Source organism: Klebsiella sp. GB_Kp047, from assembly GCF_040065235.1.
GTDB lineage: Bacteria > Pseudomonadota > Gammaproteobacteria > Enterobacterales > Enterobacteriaceae > Klebsiella > Klebsiella quasipneumoniae.
In genome coordinates this window covers 178,586-201,666 of sequence record NZ_JBEAJG010000039.1, presented here as the reverse complement: position 1 = coordinate 201,666, position 23,081 = coordinate 178,586, and the positions used below count along the sequence as shown (strand labels likewise).

Annotated in this window: 22 protein-coding genes and 2 pseudogenes; 15 read left to right on the top strand and 9 right to left on the bottom strand. The window is 57.4% G+C overall.

The window, feature by feature from the left end:
- The first annotated feature begins 162 nt into the window (after nt 1-162).
- The 3 genes from brnQ to malZ all read left to right on the top strand — a co-directional run bounded on the left by brnQ (nt 163) and on the right by malZ (nt 4,911).
- Nucleotides 163-1,482, top strand: a complete 1,320-nt coding sequence (gene brnQ, locus ABLV76_RS18370) for a branched-chain amino acid transporter carrier protein BrnQ (protein ID WP_004204859.1) — start codon at nt 163-165, stop codon at nt 1,480-1,482.
- Nucleotides 1,483-1,568: 86 nt separating this feature from the next.
- Nucleotides 1,569-2,942 (top strand): proline-specific permease ProY, encoded by a 1,374-nt coding sequence (proY, locus tag ABLV76_RS18365; protein ID WP_004204857.1) that lies wholly within the window; start codon nt 1,569-1,571, stop codon nt 2,940-2,942.
- A 151-nt stretch (nt 2,943-3,093) separates the two neighbouring features.
- Nucleotides 3,094-4,911, top strand: a complete 1,818-nt coding sequence (gene malZ / locus ABLV76_RS18360) for a maltodextrin glucosidase (RefSeq protein ID WP_004204856.1) — start codon at nt 3,094-3,096, stop codon at nt 4,909-4,911.
- Here the strand turns inward: malZ and ABLV76_RS18355 are convergent.
- Nucleotides 4,908-5,810, bottom strand: coding sequence for a LysR substrate-binding domain-containing protein (locus ABLV76_RS18355; protein WP_049093354.1), 903 nt, complete (start codon nt 5,808-5,810; stop codon nt 4,908-4,910). The genes malZ and ABLV76_RS18355 overlap by 4 nt on opposite strands.
- Nucleotides 5,811-6,075: 265 nt before the next feature.
- Between ABLV76_RS18355 and ABLV76_RS18350 the strand changes: the two genes are divergently transcribed.
- From ABLV76_RS18350 to ABLV76_RS18340, 3 genes are all read left to right on the top strand, one after another.
- Nucleotides 6,076-6,717 (top strand): hydrolase, encoded by a 642-nt coding sequence (locus ABLV76_RS18350; protein WP_002890357.1) that lies wholly within the window; start codon nt 6,076-6,078, stop codon nt 6,715-6,717.
- A 182-nt stretch (nt 6,718-6,899) separates the two neighbouring features.
- The gene (locus ABLV76_RS18345; RefSeq protein WP_004204853.1) at nt 6,900-7,445 is read left to right on the top strand and encodes an antibiotic biosynthesis monooxygenase; all 546 of its coding nucleotides are present in this window, start codon (nt 6,900-6,902) and stop codon (nt 7,443-7,445) included.
- Between the two features lie 24 nt (nt 7,446-7,469).
- Nucleotides 7,470-9,338, top strand: a complete 1,869-nt coding sequence (locus tag ABLV76_RS18340; protein ID WP_087771477.1) for an amidohydrolase — start codon at nt 7,470-7,472, stop codon at nt 9,336-9,338.
- Between the two features lie 57 nt (nt 9,339-9,395).
- On the opposite strand, the gene fba is transcribed toward ABLV76_RS18340, so the two are convergent.
- The 5 genes from fba to ABLV76_RS18315 all read right to left on the bottom strand — a co-directional run bounded on the left by fba (nt 9,396) and on the right by ABLV76_RS18315 (nt 13,462).
- Nucleotides 9,396-10,250, bottom strand: a complete 855-nt coding sequence (gene fba / locus ABLV76_RS18335; protein WP_348878421.1) for a class II fructose-1,6-bisphosphate aldolase — start codon at nt 10,248-10,250, stop codon at nt 9,396-9,398.
- A gap of 35 nt (nt 10,251-10,285) precedes the next feature.
- Nucleotides 10,286-11,248: a PfkB family carbohydrate kinase gene (locus ABLV76_RS18330; protein WP_023319834.1), complete on the bottom strand. Its 963-nt coding sequence runs from the start codon at nt 11,246-11,248 to the stop codon at nt 10,286-10,288.
- 65 nt (nt 11,249-11,313) lie between these two features.
- The gene (locus tag ABLV76_RS18325) at nt 11,314-12,705 is read right to left on the bottom strand and encodes a PTS ascorbate transporter subunit IIC (protein WP_004204848.1); all 1,392 of its coding nucleotides are present in this window, start codon (nt 12,703-12,705) and stop codon (nt 11,314-11,316) included.
- A gap of 20 nt (nt 12,706-12,725) precedes the next feature.
- Nucleotides 12,726-13,013, bottom strand: a complete 288-nt coding sequence (locus tag ABLV76_RS18320) for a PTS sugar transporter subunit IIB (protein ID WP_017898931.1) — start codon at nt 13,011-13,013, stop codon at nt 12,726-12,728.
- A gap of 5 nt (nt 13,014-13,018) precedes the next feature.
- Nucleotides 13,019-13,462 (bottom strand): PTS sugar transporter subunit IIA, encoded by a 444-nt coding sequence (locus ABLV76_RS18315; RefSeq protein ID WP_004204845.1) that lies wholly within the window; start codon nt 13,460-13,462, stop codon nt 13,019-13,021.
- Between the two features lie 55 nt (nt 13,463-13,517).
- Between ABLV76_RS18315 and ABLV76_RS18310 the strand changes: the two genes are divergently transcribed.
- Entirely contained in the window at nt 13,518-13,664 is a 147-nt protein-coding gene (locus ABLV76_RS18310) for a hypothetical protein (protein WP_060656998.1), read from the top strand.
- Nucleotides 13,665-13,808: 144 nt separating this feature from the next.
- On the opposite strand, the gene ABLV76_RS18305 is transcribed toward ABLV76_RS18310, so the two are convergent.
- Both ABLV76_RS18305 and acpH read right to left on the bottom strand, forming a co-directional pair.
- On the bottom strand, nt 13,809-14,411 hold the full coding sequence (locus ABLV76_RS18305) for a peroxiredoxin (RefSeq protein ID WP_004178733.1): 603 nt from the start codon (nt 14,409-14,411) through the stop codon (nt 13,809-13,811).
- Between the two features lie 127 nt (nt 14,412-14,538).
- Nucleotides 14,539-15,120, bottom strand: coding sequence for an ACP phosphodiesterase (acpH, locus tag ABLV76_RS18300; protein WP_004204843.1), 582 nt, complete (start codon nt 15,118-15,120; stop codon nt 14,539-14,541).
- Between the two features lie 88 nt (nt 15,121-15,208).
- Here acpH and ABLV76_RS18295 point away from each other — a divergent pair.
- The 8 genes and pseudogenes from ABLV76_RS18295 to ABLV76_RS18260 all read left to right on the top strand — a co-directional run bounded on the left by ABLV76_RS18295 (nt 15,209) and on the right by ABLV76_RS18260 (nt 22,124).
- Nucleotides 15,209-15,324 (top strand): annotated as a pseudogene (locus ABLV76_RS18295) (hypothetical protein).
- A 64-nt stretch (nt 15,325-15,388) separates the two neighbouring features.
- A complete protein-coding gene (gene queA / locus ABLV76_RS18290) occupies nt 15,389-16,453 on the top strand; it encodes a tRNA preQ1(34) S-adenosylmethionine ribosyltransferase-isomerase QueA (protein ID WP_004204841.1) in 1,065 nt (354 codons plus the stop codon).
- Between the two features lie 110 nt (nt 16,454-16,563).
- Nucleotides 16,564-17,691 carry a tRNA guanosine(34) transglycosylase Tgt gene (gene tgt, locus ABLV76_RS18285; RefSeq protein WP_002890395.1) on the top strand — a complete coding sequence of 376 codons (1,128 nt, stop codon included), beginning with the start codon at nt 16,564-16,566 and terminating at the stop codon, nt 17,689-17,691.
- A 22-nt stretch (nt 17,692-17,713) separates the two neighbouring features.
- On the top strand, nt 17,714-18,046 hold the full coding sequence (gene yajC, locus ABLV76_RS18280) for a preprotein translocase subunit YajC (RefSeq protein WP_002890398.1): 333 nt from the start codon (nt 17,714-17,716) through the stop codon (nt 18,044-18,046).
- Between the two features lie 26 nt (nt 18,047-18,072).
- Complete coding sequence (secD, locus tag ABLV76_RS18275) at nt 18,073-19,920, top strand: protein translocase subunit SecD (protein WP_004204840.1); 1,848 nt, start codon at nt 18,073-18,075, stop codon at nt 19,918-19,920.
- A 10-nt stretch (nt 19,921-19,930) separates the two neighbouring features.
- Nucleotides 19,931-20,902, top strand: coding sequence for a protein translocase subunit SecF (gene secF / locus ABLV76_RS18270; RefSeq protein ID WP_004204839.1), 972 nt, complete (start codon nt 19,931-19,933; stop codon nt 20,900-20,902).
- 137 nt (nt 20,903-21,039) lie between these two features.
- Entirely contained in the window at nt 21,040-21,405 is a 366-nt protein-coding gene (locus tag ABLV76_RS18265) for a VOC family protein (protein WP_004204838.1), read from the top strand.
- A 24-nt stretch (nt 21,406-21,429) separates the two neighbouring features.
- A pseudogene (locus ABLV76_RS18260) lies at nt 21,430-22,124 on the top strand (YafY family protein).
- Between the two features lie 42 nt (nt 22,125-22,166).
- Here the strand turns inward: ABLV76_RS18260 and ABLV76_RS18255 are convergent.
- Nucleotides 22,167-23,051, bottom strand: coding sequence for a nucleoside-specific channel-forming protein Tsx (locus tag ABLV76_RS18255; RefSeq protein ID WP_004204836.1), 885 nt, complete (start codon nt 23,049-23,051; stop codon nt 22,167-22,169).
- Nucleotides 23,052-23,081 lie beyond the last annotated feature (30 nt).

Below are 23,081 nucleotides of genomic sequence, written 5' to 3'. Positions count from 1 at the left end.
ACTGCTTTTGCGTGGTAATACCAAAAACAATTCTTTCCCACGCCGCTTCGGGAGCATATCTCGCTGAGTTTACCGGCAATCGCCGCTGTATCGTCCCTGAGAGGGTAGCGCGGTATTTTTCCGTTTTTTTACAACACCACATCCACAGGCAGTAATGAATTTATGACCCATCAGTTAAAATCTCGCGACATCATAGCGTTGGGCTTTATGACCTTCGCGTTGTTCGTTGGCGCAGGCAATATTATTTTCCCTCCGATGGTTGGCTTACAGGCGGGCGAGCACGTCTGGACGGCGGCGATCGGCTTCCTGATCACTGCGGTGGGTCTGCCGGTTCTGACGGTGGTGGCGCTGGCGAAAGTCGGCGGCGGCGTTGAAAGCCTGAGCACCCCGATTGGTAAAGTGGCGGGTATCCTGCTGGCGGTGGTGTGTTATCTCGCGGTAGGACCGCTGTTCGCGACCCCGCGCACCGCGACCGTCTCTTTTGAGGTCGGTATTGCGCCGCTGACCGGCGACGGCCCGCTGCCGCTGCTGATCTACAGCGTTATCTACTTCGCGCTGGTGATCCTGGTCTCACTCTATCCGGGCAAACTGCTGGATACGGTGGGAAATTTCCTTGCGCCGCTGAAAATTATCGCCCTGATTGTGCTGGCGGTCGCCGCGGTTGTCTGGCCGGCGGGCCCGATCAGCGACGCGATGGAAGCGTATCGTACCGCGCCATTCTCCAATGGCTTCGTCAACGGCTACCTGACCATGGACACCCTCGGCGCGATGGTGTTCGGGATCGTGATTGTCAATGCCGCACGCTCCCGCGGCGTCAGCGAAGCGCGTTTGTTGACCCGCTACACCGTCTGGGCGGGCCTGATGGCAGGCGTCGGTCTGACCCTGCTGTATCTGGCGCTGTTCCGTCTGGGCTCTGATAGCGCCACCCTCGTGGACCAGTCCGCTAACGGCGCGGCAATCCTCCACGCTTACGTGCAGCATACCTTCGGCGGGGCGGGCAGCTTCCTGCTGGCAGCGCTGATCTTCATCGCCTGCCTGGTGACGGCGGTGGGTCTGACCTGCGCCTGCGCTGAGTTCTTTGCCCAGTATCTGCCGTTCTCCTATCGCACGCTGGTCTTCATCCTCGGCCTGTTCTCGATGGCGGTCTCCAACCTTGGTCTGAGCCACCTGATTCAGGTGTCGATTCCGGTGTTGACCGCTATCTATCCGCCGTGTATCGCACTGGTTGTATTAAGCTTTACCCGCAGTTGGTGGCATAATTCGTCACGTGTTATCGCGCCGGCCATGTTTATCAGTCTGATGTTTGGTATCATTGACGGGATTAAGTCATCGGCGTTTGCCGCTATCCTGCCGGCCTGGACCGCGCGTCTGCCGCTGGCGGAGCAAGGTCTGGCCTGGCTGATGCCGACCGCCGTGATGGCAATCCTCGCGGTGATCTGGGACCGTGCCGCCGGACGTCAGGTGACCTCCAGCGCGCACTAACCGGCGTTGAGGACAAGCGTTTAACCACGGGACTTCGGGTTCCGTGGTTTTTTATTTTTTGTGTTAAACGGCATTGAAAAACCACGATGGAAAGTAGTAACAAGCTTAAGCGCGGGCTAAGCACCCGGCACATCCGCTTTATGGCCCTGGGTTCCGCCATCGGCACCGGGCTTTTTTACGGTTCAGCCGACGCGATTAAAATGGCCGGACCCAGCGTACTGTTGGCCTACATTATCGGCGGCGTCGCGGCATATATCATTATGCGCGCGCTCGGTGAGATGTCGGTGCATAACCCTTCCGCCAGCTCATTCTCCCGCTATGCTCAGGAAAACCTCGGCGGACTGGCGGGCTATATCACCGGCTGGACCTACTGCTTTGAAATCCTGATCGTCGCCATCGCCGACGTCACCGCCTTCGGTATCTACATGGGCGTCTGGTTCCCGACGGTGCCGCACTGGATCTGGGTGCTCAGCGTGGTGCTCATCATCTGCGCCGTCAACCTGATGAGCGTCAAGGTGTTTGGCGAGCTGGAGTTCTGGTTCTCGTTCTTCAAAGTGGCCACCATCATCATTATGATCCTCGCCGGGTTCGGCATCATTATCTGGGGGATCGGCAACGGCGGCCAGCCGACGGGCATTCATAACCTCTGGAGCAACGGCGGCTTCTTCAGCAACGGTTGGCTGGGAATGGTGATGTCGCTGCAGATGGTGATGTTCGCCTACGGTGGTATCGAAATCATCGGTATTACCGCCGGTGAGGCGAAAGATCCGGAGAAATCCATTCCACGCGCTATCAACTCGGTGCCGATGCGCATTCTGGTGTTCTATGTCGGCACGCTGTTTGTCATTATGTCTATCTATCCGTGGAACCAGGTGGGTACCGACGGCAGCCCCTTTGTCCTGACCTTCCAGCATCTGGGCATTACCTTCGCGGCCAGCATTCTTAACTTCGTGGTCCTGACGGCCTCGCTGTCGGCGATTAATTCCGACGTGTTCGGCGTGGGTCGTATGCTGCACGGCATGGCCGAGCAGGGGAGCGCGCCGAAGGTGTTCGCTAAAACCTCGCGTCGCGGTATTCCGTGGGTGACGGTGATGGTGATGACCATTGCGCTGCTGTTTGCGGTATACCTCAATTACATCATGCCGGAAAACGTCTTCCTGGTGATCGCCTCGCTGGCCACCTTCGCCACCGTGTGGGTGTGGATTATGATCCTGCTGTCGCAGATTGCCTTCCGCCGCCGTCTGTCGCCGGAGGAGGTCAAAGCCCTGAAATTCAAAGTTCCCGGTGGGGTGGCAACCACGGTTGTCGGCCTGCTGTTCCTGGCGTTTATTATCGCCCTGATCGGCTATCATCCGGACACCCGCATCTCGCTGTACGTCGGTATGGCGTGGATTGCGCTGCTGCTGCTGGGCTGGGTCTTTAAGACCCGTCGTGAGCGCCGCCTGGCGCAGGCACAGTAATCAACATCGCCCCGGTCTGCATCGCGCGACCGGGGCGGCTTGCCGACCCGCGTCCTCCCCCGTTATCCTCCCCCAAAAAATCCTGTGACGATGAGTTCTGCGCCTGACGGCTATGGCAAGGTGTGCCCATTCTGCACAATGAGGATTCACGATGTTGAAGGCATGGCACCTTCCGGTTGCACCCTTTATCAAGGTGCAACAGGACCGACTGTTTATTACCCTGTGGTTGAGCGGTGAGTCGCTGCCGCAGCGGATCACGCTGCGCGCGGAAGAAGATAACGAAGAGCTGTCGCTGCCGATGCAGCGTCTCCGCCAGGCGCCGAGGCCGGGTGTAGTGGCATGGCGCGGCGAAATCTCTCTCGCCAGCGGTCAGCCGCGCCGCCGCTACAGCTTTAAGCTACTGTGGGCCGACCATCAGCGCTGGTTTACGCCGCAGGGCTTCAGCCGTTTCCCGCCGGCCAGGCTGGAGCAGTTCGCCGTCGACCTGCCGGACGCCGGCCCGCAGTGGGTGGCCGATCAGGTTTTCTACCAGATTTTCCCCGATCGCTTTGCCCGCAGCGCTGCGCGTGACGCCGAACAGGATGCGGTCTATTACCATCACGCGGCGGGACGGGAGATTGTGCGCAAGGCGTGGGACGAACCGCTTACCGGCGAGGCGGGCGGGTCGACGTTCTACGGCGGGGATCTCGACGGCATCAGCGAAAAACTTCCTTACCTGAAGCAGCTCGGTGTCACCGCCCTGTATCTGAACCCGGTCTTCGCCGCCCCCAGCGTGCATAAATACGACACCGAGGATTATCGGCGCGTCGATCCGCAGTTTGGCGGCGACGCGGCGCTGCTCCGCTTGCGCCACAACACCCAGCGGGCGGGGATGCGCATGATCCTCGACGGCGTGTTCAACCATACCGGCGATTCCCATCCCTGGTTCGATCGCCACCAGCAGGGCAGCGGCGGCGCCGGCCACCATCCGGACTCCCCGTGGCGCGACTGGTTTACCTTCTCCGGGGAGGGGCAGGCGCACAACTGGCTGGGCTATGCCAGTCTGCCGAAGCTCGACTATCGGTCGACCAGCCTGGTCAACGAGATCTATGCCGGCGAGGACAGCATCGTACGCCACTGGCTGAAGGCGCCGTGGAGTATGGACGGCTGGCGTCTGGACGTGGTGCACATGCTGGGCGAAGGCGGCGGGGCGCGGAATAACCTGCGGCATATCGCCGGCATCACCCAGGCGGCGAAACAAACGCAGCCGGAAGCCTTTGTCTTTGGCGAACATTTTGGCGACGCGCGCCAGTGGCTGCAGGCGGATGCCGAAGATGCGGCAATGAACTACCGCGGCTTCACCTTCCCGATCTGGGGATTCCTCGCCAATACCGATATCTCTTACGATCCGCAGAAGATAGACGCCCAGACCTGTATGGCGTGGATGGATAATTATCGCGCCGGGCTGTCGCATCAGCAGCAGCTGCGGATGTTCAACCAGCTCGACAGCCATGATACGGCGCGTTTTAAATCTCTCCTTGGCAAAGACGTAGCGCGTCTGCCGCTGGCGGTGGTGTGGCTGTTCAGCTGGCCCGGGGTACCGTGTATCTACTACGGGGATGAGGTGGGCGTAGATGGCAATAACGATCCGTTCTGCCGCAAACCGTTCCCGTGGGATCCGGCGCTGCAGGATACCCAGCTGCTGGCGCTGTATCAGCGAATGGCGAAACTGCGTAAAGCCCACCAGGCGCTGCGCTACGGCGGCTGCCAGGTGATTTACGCCGAGGATAACGTGGTGGTGTTTGTCCGCGTCTACAAACAGCAGCGGGTACTGGTGGCGATTAACCGCGGCGAAGCCTGCGAAGTGGTTATCGAGGATTCGCCGCTGTTGGACGTGGGAGCCTGGACGCTGCAGGAGGGCGCCGGCGCCTTCCATGACGGGGTACTGACGCTCCCGGCTATCTCCGCCTGCGTCTGGTCCGGTCGTTAACGATAGAGCTGGCTCAGCAGGTCGTCGCGGAGGAGCGCCTCCCGCCACCAGCGCTGAGCCAGCCCGTCATTCCCGCTGCGCCAGGCCATGTAGGTGATATCTTTTTCCCGCCAGCCGGCGACGCTTTTCTCCACCAGACAGCCTTTTTCCAGCCACGGGCGGGCGATATGACGCGGCAGAAAGCCGCAGCCCAGCCCGGCGCACAGCAGTTCGACTTTGCTGGCGAAATCATCGACGCCGATTTGCGGCTGTTCATCAAGCAGATTGCTGTTCAGCGGATGGCAATAGCGGGCGCTGTCGCGGATCACCACCGCCCGGTGCTGGCTGAGCTGCTTATTGCTGAGCGGCGTTTCCGCTCCGGCCAGCGGGTGGGCCGGGGCGACCACGAAAATGTTATCCAGCGCGCCGAGGGTTTGCCATGACCACTCGGCAGAGGTGGGCGGCTCATTGATGGCGCCGAGGATAATATCCGCGCCATGGTGGGTCAGCTCTTCCCATGAACCGGCGAGGGTGTGATGACTGAAGTTCAGCCGGGTCTGCGGGTTTTGCGCGTAGAACTCGGCGATCAGCGGCAGCAGGGCCGAAAAGGGAAACGAGGCGTCGAGGGCGATCGCCAGCTCTCGCTCCCAGCCCGCGCTCAGCTGCTGGGCCTGCTTTTCCAGATCTCTGGCGGCGCTCAACAGCTGGCGTCCTTTCTCGAGCATCAATCGCCCGGTATCGGTAAACTTCGCCCGGTGACCGGAGCGATCCAATAAGACAATGTCCAGATCGTTCTCCAGCTTCTGGATCATATAGCTCAGAGCGGCGGGGGTTTTATACAGCGACTCTGCGGCGGTGGCGAAGGATCCGTGTCGGTCCAGCGCATCAAGGATCATCAGAACATCAAAGTTTACGCGCATCAGGAGTTTCCATTCATTAATTTCCCCTTGTTGTACCTAAGCGCAATAATCAATGCCAGTGAATAAATCAGAACAGTTTGCCGTAAAATTTTGATGAACGCTGGCATGAGTAAATACTAACCGCTGACAAAATATAAACCACAAAAAAACTTTAATAACTTGTTAGAAATAACTGGCTATACTCACCATGCTTTATCAGTCAGGATCTACACGACGCATTAACCATCATGTCATCTTTTTAACTAATTGATTAAGAAGGTATTTAATGTCTATTCGTGAACTGCTCGATCCCACTAATTCCGCCCTTATCTTTATTGATCATCAGCCACAGATGTCATTCGGCGTGGCGAATATCGATCGCCAGACCCTCAAAAATAACACCGTGGCGCTGGCTAAAGCCGGCAAAATTTTTAATGTACCGGTGATTTACACTTCCGTAGAGACCAAAAGCTTCAGCGGTTATATTTGGCCGGAATTATTGGCCGTGCATCCTGACGTCAAGCCGATTGAGCGTACTTCAATGAACTCCTGGGAAGACGATGCCTTCGTTGCGGCGGTGAAAGCGACCGGCCGTAAAAAGCTGGTGATCTCCGCTCTGTGGACCGAAGTTTGCCTGACGTTTCCGGCGCTGATGGCCCTGGAGGCGGGCTACGAAGTGTATGTGGTCACCGATACCTCCGGCGGTACCTCTGTCGACGCCCATGAGCGCTCCATTGACCGGATGGTGCAGGCGGGCGCGGTGCCGGTGACCTGGCAGCAGGTGCTGCTGGAGTACCAGCGCGACTGGTCGCGCAAAGCGACTTACGATGCGGTGATGGACCTGGTGCGCGAACACAGCGGCGCCTACGGGATGGGCGTGGATTACGCTTATACCATGGTGCATGGCGCGCCAGAGCGTAAAGCTTAAATACATTCACCCTTCAGGCTGCCTCTTTGTTAGCTGGGTTTGCCCGCCCCGGTCACTGACTGATGTCAGCTCCCGGGACGTGCCGGCTTGCCGCCTCGACGCAGCATGAATGACGTTGTGTATGGTCATCTATGGCTAATGGCGAGAATCATCCTGCCATTCCCCTGAAGCAAGGAATCTTTATGGCGCAGCAAAAATCGGTGACCCTGGTCATCAGCCATCTGCTCGATCCGCAACACGGCCAGCGCTACGAAGAGTGGCTCGGCAAAATCATGCCCATCGCGGCTGAGTTTCCCGGTCATCTCGGGGCGAATGTGATCCGGCCCGCCGCAGGGCAGAATCTGTGGAGCGTGATTATCCGCTTCGACACCCTGGAGCATCTCTATGCCTGGACGCAGTCGGAAACCCGTCGTCAGCTGGTGGCGGAAATTGCCCCGCTGCTGACGGAGGGCGATCGGACGGAGGTGCGGACCGAACCGGCCTTCTGGTTTACCCCGCCGGTGGCGAATGTGCGCCAGCCGCGGCGCTGGAAACAGTTTCTGATCACCCTGCTGGTGATTTTCCCCAGCACCAACCTGGTGCCGACGGTGACCGGCATGCTGTTGCCGTCGCTTAAGGGGAGCCTGCTGCTGCACCTGATCAATGATGCCTGCGTGGTTGCGCTGGTGGTCTGGTTCTGGATGCCCATCGTGACCCGCCTGTTTGCTGGCTGGTTGAAGAAAAACTGAGTCAGCCTCCCCAAGGAGTGTGTTATGTCGCAAACTGCCACACTGATTCTGACCCACGGCCAGATTCATACCCTCGATCGTGCGAATCCGCTGGCGGAAGCCGTGGCCATCGCCGACGGAAAAATTGTTGCCACCGGAAGCCACGATCGGATCATGAGCTTTGCCGCCGAGGGAACGCAGATCGTCGATCTCAAAGGGCATACGGTGATCCCGGGCCTCAACGATTCTCACCTGCATCTGATCCGCGGAGGGTTGAACTACAACCTTGAGCTCCGCTGGGAGGGCGTGCCCTCTCTGGCCGATGCCCTGCGAATGCTTAAGGATCAGGCGGATCGCACACCGTCGCCGCAGTGGGTGCGGGTGGTCGGCGGCTGGAGCGAATTCCAGTTCGCCGAACGACGGATGCCGACCCTGGAAGAGCTAAACGACGCGGCGCCCGATACGCCAGTGTTTGTGCTACATCTCTACGATCGCGCACTGCTGAACCGCGCGGCGCTGAAAGCCGTGGGGTATACCAAAGAGACGCCGGATCCGGTTGGCGGAGAGATCGTCCGCGATAGCCACGGCAACCCGACCGGGATGCTGATTGCCAAACCAAACGCCATGATCCTCTACGCCACCCTGGCCAAAGGGCCGAAGCTGCCGCTGGATCTGCAGGTGAACTCCACCCGTCAGTTTATGCGCGAGCTGAACCGACTGGGGCTGACCAGCGCCATCGACGCCGGGGGCGGTTTCCAGAACTACCCGGAAGATTACGAAATTATCGAGCAGCTGCACGCAAAAGATCAGATGACCGTGCGCATCGCCTACAACCTGTTTACCCAGCGACCGAAGCAGGAGCTGGAGGACTTCGAGCGCTGGACCGATATGCTGAAGCCGGGGCAGGGAACCGATTTCTATCGCGCCAACGGCGCCGGCGAGATGCTGGTGTTTTCGGCGGCGGATTTTGAAGATTTCCTGCAGCCGCGGCCGGATTTGCCGCAAGGCATGGAAGATGAGCTGGAGCGGGTGGTGCGCCATCTGGTTGAACATCGCTGGCCGTTCCGCCTGCATGCCACCTACGACGAGTCCATCAGCCGGATGCTGGACGTGTTTGAGAAGGTGAACCGTGACATTCCGTTTAATGGCCTGCACTGGTTCTTCGATCATGCCGAGACCATTACCGAGCGCAACATTGAGCGGGTGAAGGCGCTGGGGGGCGGCATTGCGGTGCAGCACCGGATGGCCTTCCAGGGCGAATATTTTGTCGATCGCTACGGCAAAGAGGCGGTGAAACATACGCCGCCGGTAGCGAAAATGCTGGAGCTGGACGTACCGGTAGGGTTAGGGACCGATGCCACCCGCGTCGCCAGCTATAATCCGTGGACCGCGCTGTACTGGCTGGTCTCCGGGCGCACCGTTGGCGGGATGGCGATGTATGACGACAACAACCGCCTGCCGCGCGATGTCGCGCTGGAGCTGTGGACGGCGGGCAGCGCCTGGTTCTCCAGCGAGCAGGGTAAAAAGGGCCGTCTGGCCGCCGGTCAGCTTGCCGATCTGGTGGTGCTGTCGAAGGACTATTTCAGCGTCGCGGAAGAGGAGATCAAAGGCATTGAGTCGGTGCTGACGGTGGTTGATGGCAAAGTGGTGTACGCCGCCGGTCACTTCTCGCCGCTGGCACCGCCGCCGCTCCCGGTGCTGCCGGAGTGGTCGCCGGTGGTGAAGGTCCCGGGCCATTACCGTTCCGCTCCGCCAGCGGCGGCCAAAATTGGCGCCATAGTCCAGATGCACCAGTGCTGCGGTAGCTGCAGTGTCCACGGCCATCAGCATGATATCGCGCGGAAATCGTCGATCCCGGTCTCCGACGAGCAGGCCTTCTGGGGCGTGCTGGGTTGCTCCTGCTTTGCCTTCTGATGCCTGACGCCTCCGCCCCGGTTGCTAAGGGCGGAGGTCTCAGCCACCTTTCACGCATCAATAACGCTGCTGTGAGCCAAAAAGCGCCATGCGGCGGGCAATCATTTCGCGTACTGGCTGCAGTCCCTGGGCGATCACTTTCCGCGGATCGTTCACATCGTTCCCGGTATCGGCAGCAAAGATCGCCTTCACCTGCTGGCACCAGGCGTACATATTTTCGGTATTAACGTTAATCTTGGCGGTGCCGCAGGCAATCGCCCGGCGCATATCCTCATCGGCAATACCGGTGCCGCCATGCAGCACCAGCGGAACCTTCACCCGCTCGGCAATGGCTTTCATCTCGGTAAATCCCAGTCGGGCTTTGCCTTTATACAGGCCATGGGTGGAGCCCAGCGCGGCGGCGAGGCAATCCACCTGGGTTTCTGTCACCAGGGTGTAGCACTCCTGCGGATCGGCGTAGATGACTTCGGAATTGACAATGCCGTCTTCACTGCCGGCGATAGTCCCCAGTTCGGCCTCAACAGAGATACCTTTGCTGTGCGCCAGCGTCACCAGATGGCGAGTAATGGCCAGGTTTTCCCTGAACGGCAGATGCGAGCCATCAAACATAATGGAACTGAAGCCGGCGGCAATCGCCGCTTCGCAGGCCTCCCGGGAGGTGCCATGATCCAGATGCAGCGCCACCGGAACATCAATATGCAAATACTGCATGGCGTTAACTACGATGTCATGAATACATTTTAACCCGAGCATATGCTTAACCGTGCCGCCGGACACGCCCAAAATAACCGGTGAGCGGCACTGCTGGGCGGTGCTTAATACGGCGCCGACCCATTCCAGATTATTAATGTTGAACTGACCGACGGCGTAGCCGTCCCGCAGGGCATGCTGAAGCATGTCCTTCATCGACACTAACATATTCACCTCTTGATATTTATTAAATGCAGTTATTCTTCAAAATATTGCTTTAAGTTTCTCTCGTAGCTATTTAACGAGTGGTGGACGACCGCCAGGTCCGGCATAGATTCCCGTACCCCTTTTTTCTCAATAGAAATGGCGGCGGTCAGGCTGGCAAATAAAATAATATTATCTATGTGCCATGAGTAGTGGACGCCATAGGTGAAGGCACCGTGAAATACATCTCCGGCTCCGGTGGTATCAACGGCATTGCACAACCAGGAAGGAACGATCTGCAGCATACCGCTTTTTAAAAAAGCGCAGCCTTTTTCGCCAAGGGTAATAAATGCTTCACCGCGGCAAATTTTATTCAGCTCAATCAGCGCCGCTTTAATTTCTGCTTCGGTGCTCAGAGAGCGATAGCTCATATAATCGCGGGCAAAATGTTCGCTCACTACAAAATAGTCGGTCCAGGCTGCGAGTTTTATATTGCTGGCGCGCAGTGACCCGCCGTCCATCACGACTCTGGCGTTGGGCAGTTTCTTAATTAAATATTCACTGATTTCCGGCTCATGGCCGTCAATTAAAATGGTGACCGGATCCTCGGCGGCAATCAGTCGTTCGGCGAGGTCGTCCAGTTTGAGCTTTTGATCGTAGGTCAGGGAAGGCGGTGTCTGCATCTTGCGGGTAATAATCGTCCGCGAACCCGTTAAGCGATTGACCAGCACCGAGGCCAACGGGGTGATCATGTCATCGGAGAAAACCACCTGGCTGGTATCCACCCCCGCTTCGGCAAACTCATCGATAATGCGCTGACCGTAAAGGTCCTGATGCAGATGGCCGATGTAATAGACCTCCTCACCCCATAATCCCAGCAGCCAGGCCGCATTGGCCGCCGGGCCGCCGCCGCTTTCTATAAAATCATGACAAAAGTTTTTGGTATTCTCCTGGGGCCATTCATTGAGAAAGAAAAACTGATCGAAACAGGCAAATCCAATGGACAAAATAGCCATAACCACTCCTGATTATTTGTCAGCGGCGGGAAGCGTGACCTTCCCGCAGGGAAAAATGACCTCGCTTATTCATTTTTCTGCTTGGCAGTAAGCTCCTCATAGCTGAGCGTGTTGCCCACTACCCGTACCTGACGGAAGCAGAAAGGCACCAGCAGCGCGACGAGCAGCGCCAGACAAATCAGGTAGATAGTGACCTGGCCAAACTGGGTGAACGCGTTACCGATAATGATGCCCCACACTGCGAAGTCGAAATCGGCGAAGGTGCTGTTTTCAAACCCGAGGTTGCCGAGCGCCGGCAGCAGCATCGCCGGCAGGAAGGCGAGGAAGATCCCGCCGATAAAGGCGGCGATGATACACCCGCGCTTACCGCCCAGCTTGTCGGCAAAGACCCCGGAGGTGCCGCCGCAGAAGAAGTGCGGCACCATGCCGGGAATAATCAGCGCCATGCCCAGTCCGCCGAGCATGAGCATCCCGACCAGACCGCCCACAAAGGAGCTGATGAATCCCACCACCACCGCGGTGGGGCTAAAGGTGAAGAACACCGCGCAGTCAACGGCCGGGATGGAGTCCGGGATCAGTTTCTGGCTGATGCCCTGGAATGCCGGCACCAGATCGCCGAGGATCAACCGCACGCCATTGTAGACAATGGCTACGCCAACGGCGAACTGCAGACCGGTCAGCACGGAGAAGATCAGCATATTCTGGTCGGTGATGGTGCTCAGGTACGCCGACCCGGCGACAGCGCTGCAGATGAAGTAGATAACAAACATCACGATACCGGTAGTGACGGTGGTATCGCGCAGGAAACCCCATTTCTCTGAAATTTCGGTATCGGCGAAGGAGTTTGCCGGATTGCCGGTCCGGCTGGCGATCCACGCCGAGAGGTAGTAGCCCAGGGAGCCGAAATGGCCCATGGCGATCCCGCCGTCTTCGGTTACCTGCCTGGTGTAACGCTGGCCAATGGCCGGGGAAATGGCCGACCATGAGCCCAACAGGAATCCGCCGATCAGGATCAACATCCAGCCCTGGAACTCCGCCGCCTGCAGGACGGCGGAGAACAGGCAGGCGAGAAAGAACGAATGATGGCCGGTGAGAAAGATATATTTATATTTGGTGCAGCGGGCTATGATCAGGTTGAAAATAAAGCCCAACAGCAAAATACTCATGGTTTCCACGCCCAGCATTTTCTGGGCGACGGAGACAATGGCTTCATTGTTAGGAATAACGCCGCGGATATTAAATCCAGCTTCGATAATACCGCCCAGCGGGTTGAGATTGGCAACGATAACGCCTGCGCCAGCGCTCAGCATCAAATAGCCTAAAATCGGCTTTAATGTGCCGGTAAGGAGTTTGTTGCCGGGGGAGCGCAGCGCCACTAAGCCAACGAAGGCGATAAGCCCCATTAAAAAAGCGGGTTGACTGAATATTTCCGTTAAGAAACTAAGAATAGCCTGCATGGTCGTTCCCTCTATGCTGATTAAGAGTGAGTCGCAGCAATTTTCATCAGCGCGTCGGTAATATCCTCGGCGATTTTTGCTTTATGGACGTAGCTGCGAATAATGGCGACATGACAGTGGGCCGGAAATTGATTTGCCAGTTCTTTGATCGTGACGTAAAGGTCGGCTTTTTCCCCGACGGCGTTAGCAAAATCGACCGAAGCGACGTCCGCTTTGATACCTAATTCTTCACAGATCTTCTTCACATTATTCGCAGCCATCAATGAACTGCCAATACCGTTACCACAAACCGTTCTGATAACTAACATAATGACTACTCCATTTGTTTTTGGATGAAATGTAAGACTGAATTCACGTCATTTTCCTGCTGAAGAAAAGTCACGATATCTGACTCGATCAGCGAGGCAATCAGTTGGATCATTTTGATATGACTGTCAGCATCGGCGCCGGCGATCGCGATGACGACGGTAACCGGATCGAACTCATCGTGGCCGAAGGTCACTGGTGTGGCGGTGGTGACAAGCGAAAATCCGGTCTGCAATGCCCCTTTTTCCGGGCGGGCGTGCGGCATGGCAATCCCGTCATCTATCACGATGGCGGCGCCAAAATCCTCGTATACTGTCAGCATCTCGTTGACATATTCGGCGCTGCAAATCTGGCGCCTGGCGAGTAATGAACCCGCCAGTTCGATGGCCTCCTCCGCATGGGAAATATTCTGCTTCAGGGCGATTAACGTCGGGTCAAAAATAATATCCATTCTCTTCTCCTGAACGTATTCCTGTTCCTGAGTAAAATCATGACCAAATACATTGATAAAAATGATGGATGAGATCACATCCGCGGTTTTAAATATTGATGGCGATCACATCGACGGCAAAGTGCTGGCTGAAAATCATATAAATAATTTATTTGTTTTTCAGTGTGTTATGAAGTGGTTGAGATTTAACGCTGAAATATGACAGAGAAAAAATGAGAGGCAGAGCGGAATTTTTCAGCAGAAGTGTATTGCTGGTCACAAATATCAGCGGGTCATTTTCTTAAATTTTGACGCCGCTAACAAAAAAGGCCCGCTTGAGCGGGCCTTTTATAAAAACGTGTGCCGATTACAGGCTGGAGACGTTTTCGGTCAGGTATTTTGCCACGCCTTCCGGAGAGGCAGCCATACCTTCTTTTCCTTTTTCCCACTGCGCCGGGCAGACTTCGCCGTGCTCTTCGTGGAACTGCAGCGCGTCCACCATGCGCAGCATTTCGTCGATGTTACGGCCCAGCGGCAGGTCGTTCACCACCTGGTGGCGAACCACGCCGTTGGCGTCGATCAGGAAGGAGCCGCGCAGCGCCACGCCTTCGTCCGGATGCTCGATACCGTAAGCTTTCTGGATTTCACGTTTGATGTCGGCAACCATCGCGTATTTAACCGGGCCGATACCGCCCTGGTCTACCGGGGTATTACGCCATGCGTTGTGCACGAACTCGGAGTCGAAGGAAACGCCAACCACTTCCACGCCGCGTTTCTGGAATTCTTCGTAACGTTTGTCGAACGCGATCAGCTCAGACGGGCAAACGAAGGTGAAGTCCATCGGCCAGAAGAACAGAACGGTAGGTTTACCGTTGGTGTGCTGTTTGAAATTGAATTTCTCAACGATCTCACCATTACCCAGCACAGCGGCTGCAGTAAAATCCGGCGCTTGACGAGTGACCAGAACCATTTGATTCTCCTGTAATTACTAAGGTTATTTGGAACGCAACGCGGGCAAGTATAGAGCCTGTCCGCCAATAACACAAAGAGGCGCTGACAATCGTTCAGCCAGCTTTTACCTATCAATGTCGCAGCGATTACAGCTGTTTGTTTTTCGCCTGACGCATCATCTGCGGATAAAAGCGCCAGAACTGCCCCTCCAGCCGGTCGTAGTGAGTATCCAGATCCTGCCAGGAGTCGCGCAGCGCCTCGAGACGCGGGCGGCGGCTGGCCATGCCATTGAGCACGCGCTGAATAAAATCCATCTCCTGGTAGCGCTCCAGCCAGCGCTCCGACCAGAGGTATTGATTGAGATTGACGAAGCGGGGCGGCGAGTCGGGCAGGATCGGCACGATCTGCCGCTCGGCGTAGCGCACGAACTCGTCCAGCGGCAGGTCAGGGGAGAGTTGCGCCCAGTGCTGCGACAGGAAATGATCCCACATGACGTCGAGGGTGATGGGGGCGACGCGGCGGGTCTGCGGGCGAAACCACTCCCGCGCCTCTTTGACTTCCGCCAGGTTGTCAGTCAGCACGTCAATTCGCCGATGCATATAGATGCCATCGACGATCGCCGCCGGATAGTCGCCCTGCGGGTTGCCGCGCACAAAGTCGGCCATCAGATTGCCGGGCAGCGAACTGTCGGCGAGATGGGCCAGGTGCAGGTGGGCGAGAAAATTCATAGCGACGACATCCTTTAAATACTTTATGGCGAGCAGAGTGAGCGGTGTAGCGCTGCGCGTCGCCCTGAACGGCAGCCCCGGTGCCCGAATGGCGTGCTGTCTGGCCGCGCGCGGCCCTCTGCCACCGGTGATGCATTCGGCTGCCGCATGGCGGCATTCGGAATGATTTGGAATATAGATTATGTCATTCGTCCGGAGGGGTAAAGGTTGCAGGCAGAACGCCCCGGCACTAGACTACCCGCCTCTTTATTCAGTCTGAGTTACCGTCATGCGCGTTACCGATTTTGCTTTTGAACTACCCGAATCTCTGATCGCCCACTATCCGATGCCTGAGCGCAGCAGCTGCCGCTTACTTTCCCTGGACGGGCCGACGGGCGCGCTGACGCATGGCACCTTCACCGACATCCTCGATAAGCTCAATCCCGGCGATCTGCTGGTGTTTAACAACACCCGGGTGATCCCGGCGCGTCTGTTCGGTCGTAAGGCCAGCGGCGGCAAGATCGAAGTGCTGGTGGAGCGGATGCTGGATGATAAGCGCATCCTCGCCCATATTCGCGCCTCGAAAGCGCCGAAGCCGGGCGCCGAGCTGCTGCTGGGCGACGACGAGAGCATTCAGGCCACCATGCTGGCGCGTCACGGCGCGCTGTTTGAAGTGGAATTTAACGACGAGCGCCCGGTGCTGGAGATCCTTAACGGGATTGGCCATATGCCGCTGCCGCCCTACATTGACCGCCCGGATGAAGACGCTGACCGCGAGCTCTATCAAACCGTCTACGGCACCAGGCCGGGCGCGGTAGCCGCCCCGACCGCTGGTCTGCACTTCGACGAACCGCTTCTGGATAAACTGCGCGCCAAAGGCGTTGAGATGGCGTTTGTCACCCTGCACGTGGGCGCGGGTACCTTCCAGCCGGTGCGCGTCGACAGCATTGAAGAGCACACCATGCACTCTGAATATGCGGAAGTGCCGCAGGAGGTAGTCGATGCGGTGCTGGCGGCGAAGGCGCGCGGCAATCGCGTGATCGCGGTGGGCACCACCTCGGTACGCTCGCTGGAGAGCGCGGCGCAGGCGGCGAAAGACGCCCTGATTGCGCCGTTCTTCGACGATACGCAGATTTTCATCTACCCGGGTTATCAGTACCAGGTGATCGATGCGCTGGTAACCAACTTCCATCTCCCTGAATCCACATTGATTATGCTGGTGTCGGCGTTTGCGGGTTATCAGCACACCATGAACGCCTATAAGGTAGCGGTGGAGCAGAAATATCGCTTTTTTAGCTACGGGGATGCGATGTTTATCACGTACAATCCGCAGGCTATTTCTGAGCGTCCCTGAAGAGGCCGGCCCGCCGGCTTTTTGGACGCCATGACGCATTTTTTTAGCCACGGAATCATTCCGTGGCGAGTATGAAAACGTCGGACTGTTTTTCTGACGCAGGAGCAAGCATGAAATTTGAACTGGATACCACCGACGGTCGCGCCCGCCGCGGTCGCCTGGTGTTTGAGCGCGGCGTGGTGGAAACACCGGCCTTTATGCCCGTTGGCACCTACGGCACCGTCAAAGGGATGACGCCGGAAGAGGTGGAAGCCACCGGCGCGCAGATTATTCTCGGCAACACCTTCCACCTGTGGCTGCGCCCGGGTCAGGAGATCATGAAGCTGCACGGCGATCTGCACGATTTTATGCAGTGGAAAGGACCGATCCTGACCGACTCCGGCGGCTTCCAGGTGTTCAGCCTTGGCGATATCCGTAAGATCACCGAGCAGGGCGTGCATTTCCGCAACCCGATCAACGGCGATCCGATTTTCCTCGATCCGGAAAAATCCATGGAGATTCAGTACGATCTCGGCTCTGATATCGTGATGATCTTCGACGAATGTACGCCGTATCCGGCGGACTGGGATTACGCCAAGCGCTCAATGGAGATGTCTCTGCGCTGGGCGAAGCGCAGCCGTGACCGTTTCGATAGCCTTGGCAATAAAAATGCGCTGTTCGGCATCATTCAGGGCAGCGTTTACGAAGATTTACGTGATATCTCGGTGAAAGGTCTGGTAGAGATTGGCTTTGATGGCTACGCTGTCGGCGGTTTGGCGGTCGGCGAGCCGAAGGAAGACATGCACCGTATTCTGGAGCACGTCTGCCCGCAGATCCCGGCCGATAAACCACGATACCTGATGGGCGTCGGGAAGCCGGAAGATCTGGTGGAAGGGGTACGTCGCGGTATCGATATGTTCGACTGCGTCATGCCGACGCGCAACGCGCGTAACGGCCACCTGTTCGTCACCGACGGCGTGGTGAAAATCCGCAACGCGAAGCACAAAAGCGATACCGCGCCGCTGGACGCCGAGTGTGATTGCTATACATGTCGCAATTATTCACGCGCTTACTTGCATCACCTTGACCGTTGCAACGAAATATTGGGCGCGCGTCTCAATACCATTCATAACCTGCGCTACTATCAGCGTTTAATGGCTGGTTTACGCAAGGCTATCGAAGAGGGTAAATTAGAGAGCTTCGTGACCGATTTTTACCAACGTCAGGGGCGCACCGTGCCTCCTTTGAACGTTGATTAATTTTAATAATGAGGGAATTTCAATGAGCTTTTTTATTTCTGATGCGGTAGCGGCAACGGGTGCACCGGCGCAGGGCAGCCCGATGTCTCTGATTCTGATGCTGGTGGTGTTCGGTCTGATTTTTTACTTCATGATCCTGCGTCCACAGCAGAAGCGCACCAAGGAACATAAGAACCTGATGAACTCCATCGCCAAAGGTGATGAAGTGCTGACCAACGGCGGTCTGGTCGGTCGCGTGACCAAAGTAGCGGAAACTGGCTACATTGCTATCGCGCTGAACGATACCACTGAAGTGGTTATCAAACGTGACTTCGTTGCTGCCGTTCTGCCGAAAGGCACCATGAAGGCGCTGTAATCTAACTTTTCCCAAAGGGAACTGCCGTGTTAAACCGTTATCCTTTGTGGAAGTATGTCATGCTGGTCGTCGTCATTGTCGTCGGCCTGATCTATGCGCTTCCCAACCTGTATGGTGAGGATCCGGCTGTTCAAATCACTGGCGCGCGCGGCGTCGCCGCCAGTGAGCAAACGCTGATCCAGGTCCAGAAAACTTTACAAGAAGAAAAAATTACCGCGAAGTCTGTGGCACTGGAAGAGGGCGCTATTCTTGCGCGCTTCGACACCACTGATACCCAGCTGCGCGCGCGTGAAGCGCTGCTTACCGTGCTGGGTGACAAATACGTCGTGGCGCTAAACCTTGCTCCGGCAACCCCACGCTGGCTGGCGGCACTCTATGCCGAACCGATGAAGCTGGGTCTTGATCTGCGCGGCGGCGTGCACTTCCTGATGGAAGTCGACATGGACACCGCGTTAGGCAAACTGCAGGAACAGAACATCGATAGCCTGCGCAGCGAGCTGCGCGACAAAGGCATTCCTTACGCGACCGTGCGCAAGGAAGACAACTACGGTCTGAGCATCGTCTTCCGCGACAGCGCGGCGCGCGACCAGGCTATCTCTTATCTCAGCCCTCGCCATCGCGATCTGGTGATCTCCTCTCAGGGTGACAACAGCCTGAAAGCGGTGATGACCGATGAGCGCCTGAAAGAAGCCCGTGAGTACGCGGTTCAGCAGAACATTAACATTCTGCGTAACCGTGTGAACCAGCTGGGCGTCGCCGAACCGCTGGTTCAGCGTCAGGGCGCTGACCGCATCGTCGTTGAGCTGCCGGGTATCCAGGATACCGCGCGGGCGAAGGAGATCCTTGGCGCGACCGCGACCCTCGAGTTCCGTCTGGTCAATACTAACGTTGACCAGTCCGCCGCCGCCTCTGGCCGCGTACCGGGCGACTCGGAAGTGAAGCAGACGCGTGAAGGCCAGCCGGTGGTGCTGTACAAGCGGGTGATCCTGACCGGTGACCATATCACCGACTCGACCTCCAGCATGGATGAGTACAACCAGCCGCAGGTCAACATCTCGCTGGACAGCGCGGGCGGTAACATCATGTCCAACTTCACTAAGGACAATATCGGCAAGCCGATGGCGACCCTGTTCGTGGAGTATAAAGACAGCGGTAAGAAAGACGCCAACGGTCGCGCTATCCTGGCGAAAGAGGAAGAGGTGATTAACATCGCCAACATCCAGTCGCGTCTGGGTAACAGCTTCCGTATTACCGGTATCAGCAACCCGAACGAAGCGCGCCAGCTGTCGCTGCTGCTGCGTGCCGGCGCGTTGATTGCGCCGATTCAGATCGTCGAAGAGCGGACTATCGGCCCAACCCTTGGTATGCAGAACATCAAGCAGGGTCTGGAAGCCTGTCTGGCCGGCCTGGTGGTCTCCATCCTGTTCATGATCCTCTTCTATAAGAAGTTCGGTCTGATTGCGACCTCGGCGCTGATTGCCAACCTGGTGCTGATTGTCGGCATTATGTCCCTCATCCCGGGGGCGACGCTGACCATGCCGGGCATCGCGGGTATCGTGTTAACCCTTGCGGTGGCAGTCGATGCTAACGTTCTGATCAACGAGCGTATCAAAGAAGAGCTGAGCAACGGGCGTACCGTTCAGCAGGCGATTGACGAAGGTTATCGCGGCGCGTTCAGCTCGATCTTCGACGCCAACGTGACGACGCTTATCAAAGTGATCATCCTGTACGCGGTCGGTACCGGTGCCATTAAAGGGTTTGCGATTACCACCGGTATCGGTATCGCGACCTCAATGTTTACCGCTATCGTCGGCACCCGTGCCATCGTGAACCTGCTGTACGGCGGCAAGCGCGTTAAAAAGCTGTCTATCTGAGGAGTGCGTTGTGGCACAGGAATATACTGTTGAACAATTGAACCACGGCCGTAAAGTCTGGGACTTTATGCGCTGGGACTACTGGGCCTTCGGCATTTCAGGTTTTCTGCTGATTGTGTCGATCGCCATCATCGGCGTCCGCGGCTTTAACTGGGGTCTCGATTTCACCGGCGGTACGGTGATCGAAATTACCCTTGAGAAGCCGGTCGATCTCGACCAGATGCGCGATTCCCTGCAAAAAGCGGGCTTTGAAGAGCCGCAGGTGCAGAACTTTGGCAGCAGCCGCGACATCATGGTACGTATGCCGCCGGTGCATGACGCCAACGGCAGCCAGGAGCTGGGCAGTAAGGTCGTGACGGTGATTAACGAATCGACCAGCCAGAACGCAGCGGTGAAGCGCATTGAGTTTGTCGGCCCGAGCGTCGGTGCGGACCTTGCGCAAACCGGCGCCCTGGCGCTGATTGCCGCGCTGGTCTGTATCCTGATCTACGTCGGCTTCCGCTTCGAATGGCGTCTGGCGGCGGGGGTGGTTATCGCCCTGGCGCACGACGTGGTGATCACCATGGGCGTGCTGTCGCTGTTCCATATCGAAATCGACCTGACCATTGTGGCCTCGTTGATGTCGGTTATCGGCTACTCGCTGAACGACAGTATCGTGGTATCGGACCGTATCCGTGAAAACTTCCGTAAGATCCGCCGCGGTACGCCGTACGAGATCTTCAACGTGTCGTTGACCCAGACGCTGCACCGTACCTTGATCACCTCCGGGACCACCCTGATGGTGATCCTGATGCTGTTCCTGTTCGGCGGCCCGATTCTGGAAGGCTTCTCGCTGACCATGCTGATCGGTGTCTCCATCGGTACGGCTTCTTCTATCTACGTCGCCTCCGCGCTGGCGTTGAAGCTGGGCATGAAGCGCGAGCATCTGCTGCAGCAGAAGGTGGAAAAAGAAGGGGCGGACCAGCCGTCAATTCTGCCGTAATACGGTTCAGTTGAAATAAAGCAATCCCGGCCCAGGCGGCCGGGATTTTTTTTGCCCGCGACAAAACCTGCTGACAGTATGCTGTCAGGAGCCCTCCCATACACTCCTTTTGAACTCAATAACGAGCAGGAGGAAGTATGAATAACGTGATTAACTGGTTTGAAATTCCGGTCGCCGATATGGATCGCGCCGTCGCGTTTTATGAGCCGGTGATGCAGGTGACGCTGCGTCGCGAAACCATGGACTGCGCCGAGCTGGCGGTGTTCCCGCATCAGGACCCGGCCCCCGGCGGCGCGCTGGCCAAATTTGAGGGTATCGCGCCTTCAGCGCAGGGCGCTATTATTTACCTGCATACAGACCATCTTGCCGCCACACTCGACCGCGTCGCCTCGGCGGGTGGGGCGTGTGTTTTCGGGCCGCTGACGCTGCCGAATAATATTGGCACCATCGCGCTGTTTACTGACAGCGAGGGCAACCGCGTCGGCCTGCACCAACCGGCTTAACCTGAACTTTTTGTGAATTGAAACATGACCCGACGCGCCGACCGTTTATTTCAGATTGTGCAGATCCTGCGCGGCAGGCGGCTCACCACCGCCTCGCTGCTGGCGGAGCGGCTGGGCGTGTCGGAGCGCACCGTGTATCGCGATATTCGCGATCTCTCCCTCTCCGGCGTGCCGGTGGAGGGGGAGGCGGGTAGCGGCTACCGGCTGCTGGCGGGCTACGATCTGCCGCCGCTAATGCTGACCACCAAAGAATCCGAAGCGCTGATCGCCGCGATCCGGCTGCTGAAAACCTGGGGCGGCGAGGCGCTGTCGCAATCGCTGGAATCCGCACAGGAGAAGATGCTGGCGATCCTGCCGGAGGCGCGCCGACGCCAGGCGGAGCAGACCCGCCTGTTTGCCCCGATCTCGGCGCCCATCGCTATGCCAAAACCTTCTTTGACATCATTCATCAGGCGGTCTCCGGCCAGCAGGTGCTGGCGTTGCGCTATCAGGATGAGTCCGGTCGGGTGACCGAGCGCGACGTGCTGCCGCTGGGGCTGTTTTTCTGGGGGGAGCGCTGGCTGCTGGTAGCCTGGTGTGAGCTGCGCAATGATTATCGCAACTTTCGCCTCGACCGCTGTCTGGCGGTCAGGGCGACCGAGCGTCGATTCAGCGAGTGCGCCGACCGCTCGTTAAGCGATTTTCTGCGCAAGGTCCGGTGCGACGTGTGGGAGAAATAAAAACGCCCGGATGGCCCGGGCGCTGTCTTGCCGTTTCAGCAATTAGAAGTTGTAACCAACCACGAAGTAACCACCCCAGCCGGTTGAGCGGACGCTGAAATCGCCATCGCCGAAGTTCAGCTTGGCATCGTCAGCCCACTGGCCGCCGTTATGGAAGTAACGGGCCACTACCGAGTAGTGCCAGTGCGCGTAGTTCAGCGCCAGGATGTGGCTGGAGGCGATGGAGTTGCTGGTGCGCGCGTGCTTCCCGTTCAGATCGTAGAAGTTGTCATCGCCGAGGTCAGAACCCCAGTCGAAGTTGGTGAAGCCGATGTAGCTCAGCGAACCGCCCCACAGGTCGGTCAGCGGCACAAAGTATTTCACTTTGAAGCGGTAGCCGTCCCACTCGTTCTCATTGGACGCGCCGTAGTTCTGCCATTGGTATTTGGCGTAGACGTTCAGCGACAGGCTCATCGGCAGGCCGGTGTCGATATCGGTACCCAGACCCATATACCAGGTGCTCTGCTCCTGGGAATCATTGCGGCCCATATCGTAGATATAGTTGTTCGCGAAATACCACTCTTTGAACGGCCCGAAGCTCAGATCGGTGTTGGTCAGCTTGTCGATAGAGAAGCGCGGTTCGATCTCCATAAACAGCGGAGAACCGTTGTTCCAGATACCTTTTGCCGTGCTATTGCCGCCGAAGAACACCGGAGCATCGATATAGCCGTAAAAATCAAACCAGTCTTTTTTGGCGAACGCTTCGTATTCCAGATAGGTATCGTTACGGATCTGCGGTCCGAAACGGGTGTGGTAGCTCCCTACCACGTTAACACTCTGGTGCCACCAGTCAGACAGATACTGCGGTTTGTCGTTTTCTGCCGCGCCCGCGGTAAAAGAAGTGGAGAGCGCCACAACCGCACCCGCTGCCAGTAATGTTTTTTTCATAGTAATGCCACTGTTTAAATTGAGCCTGAA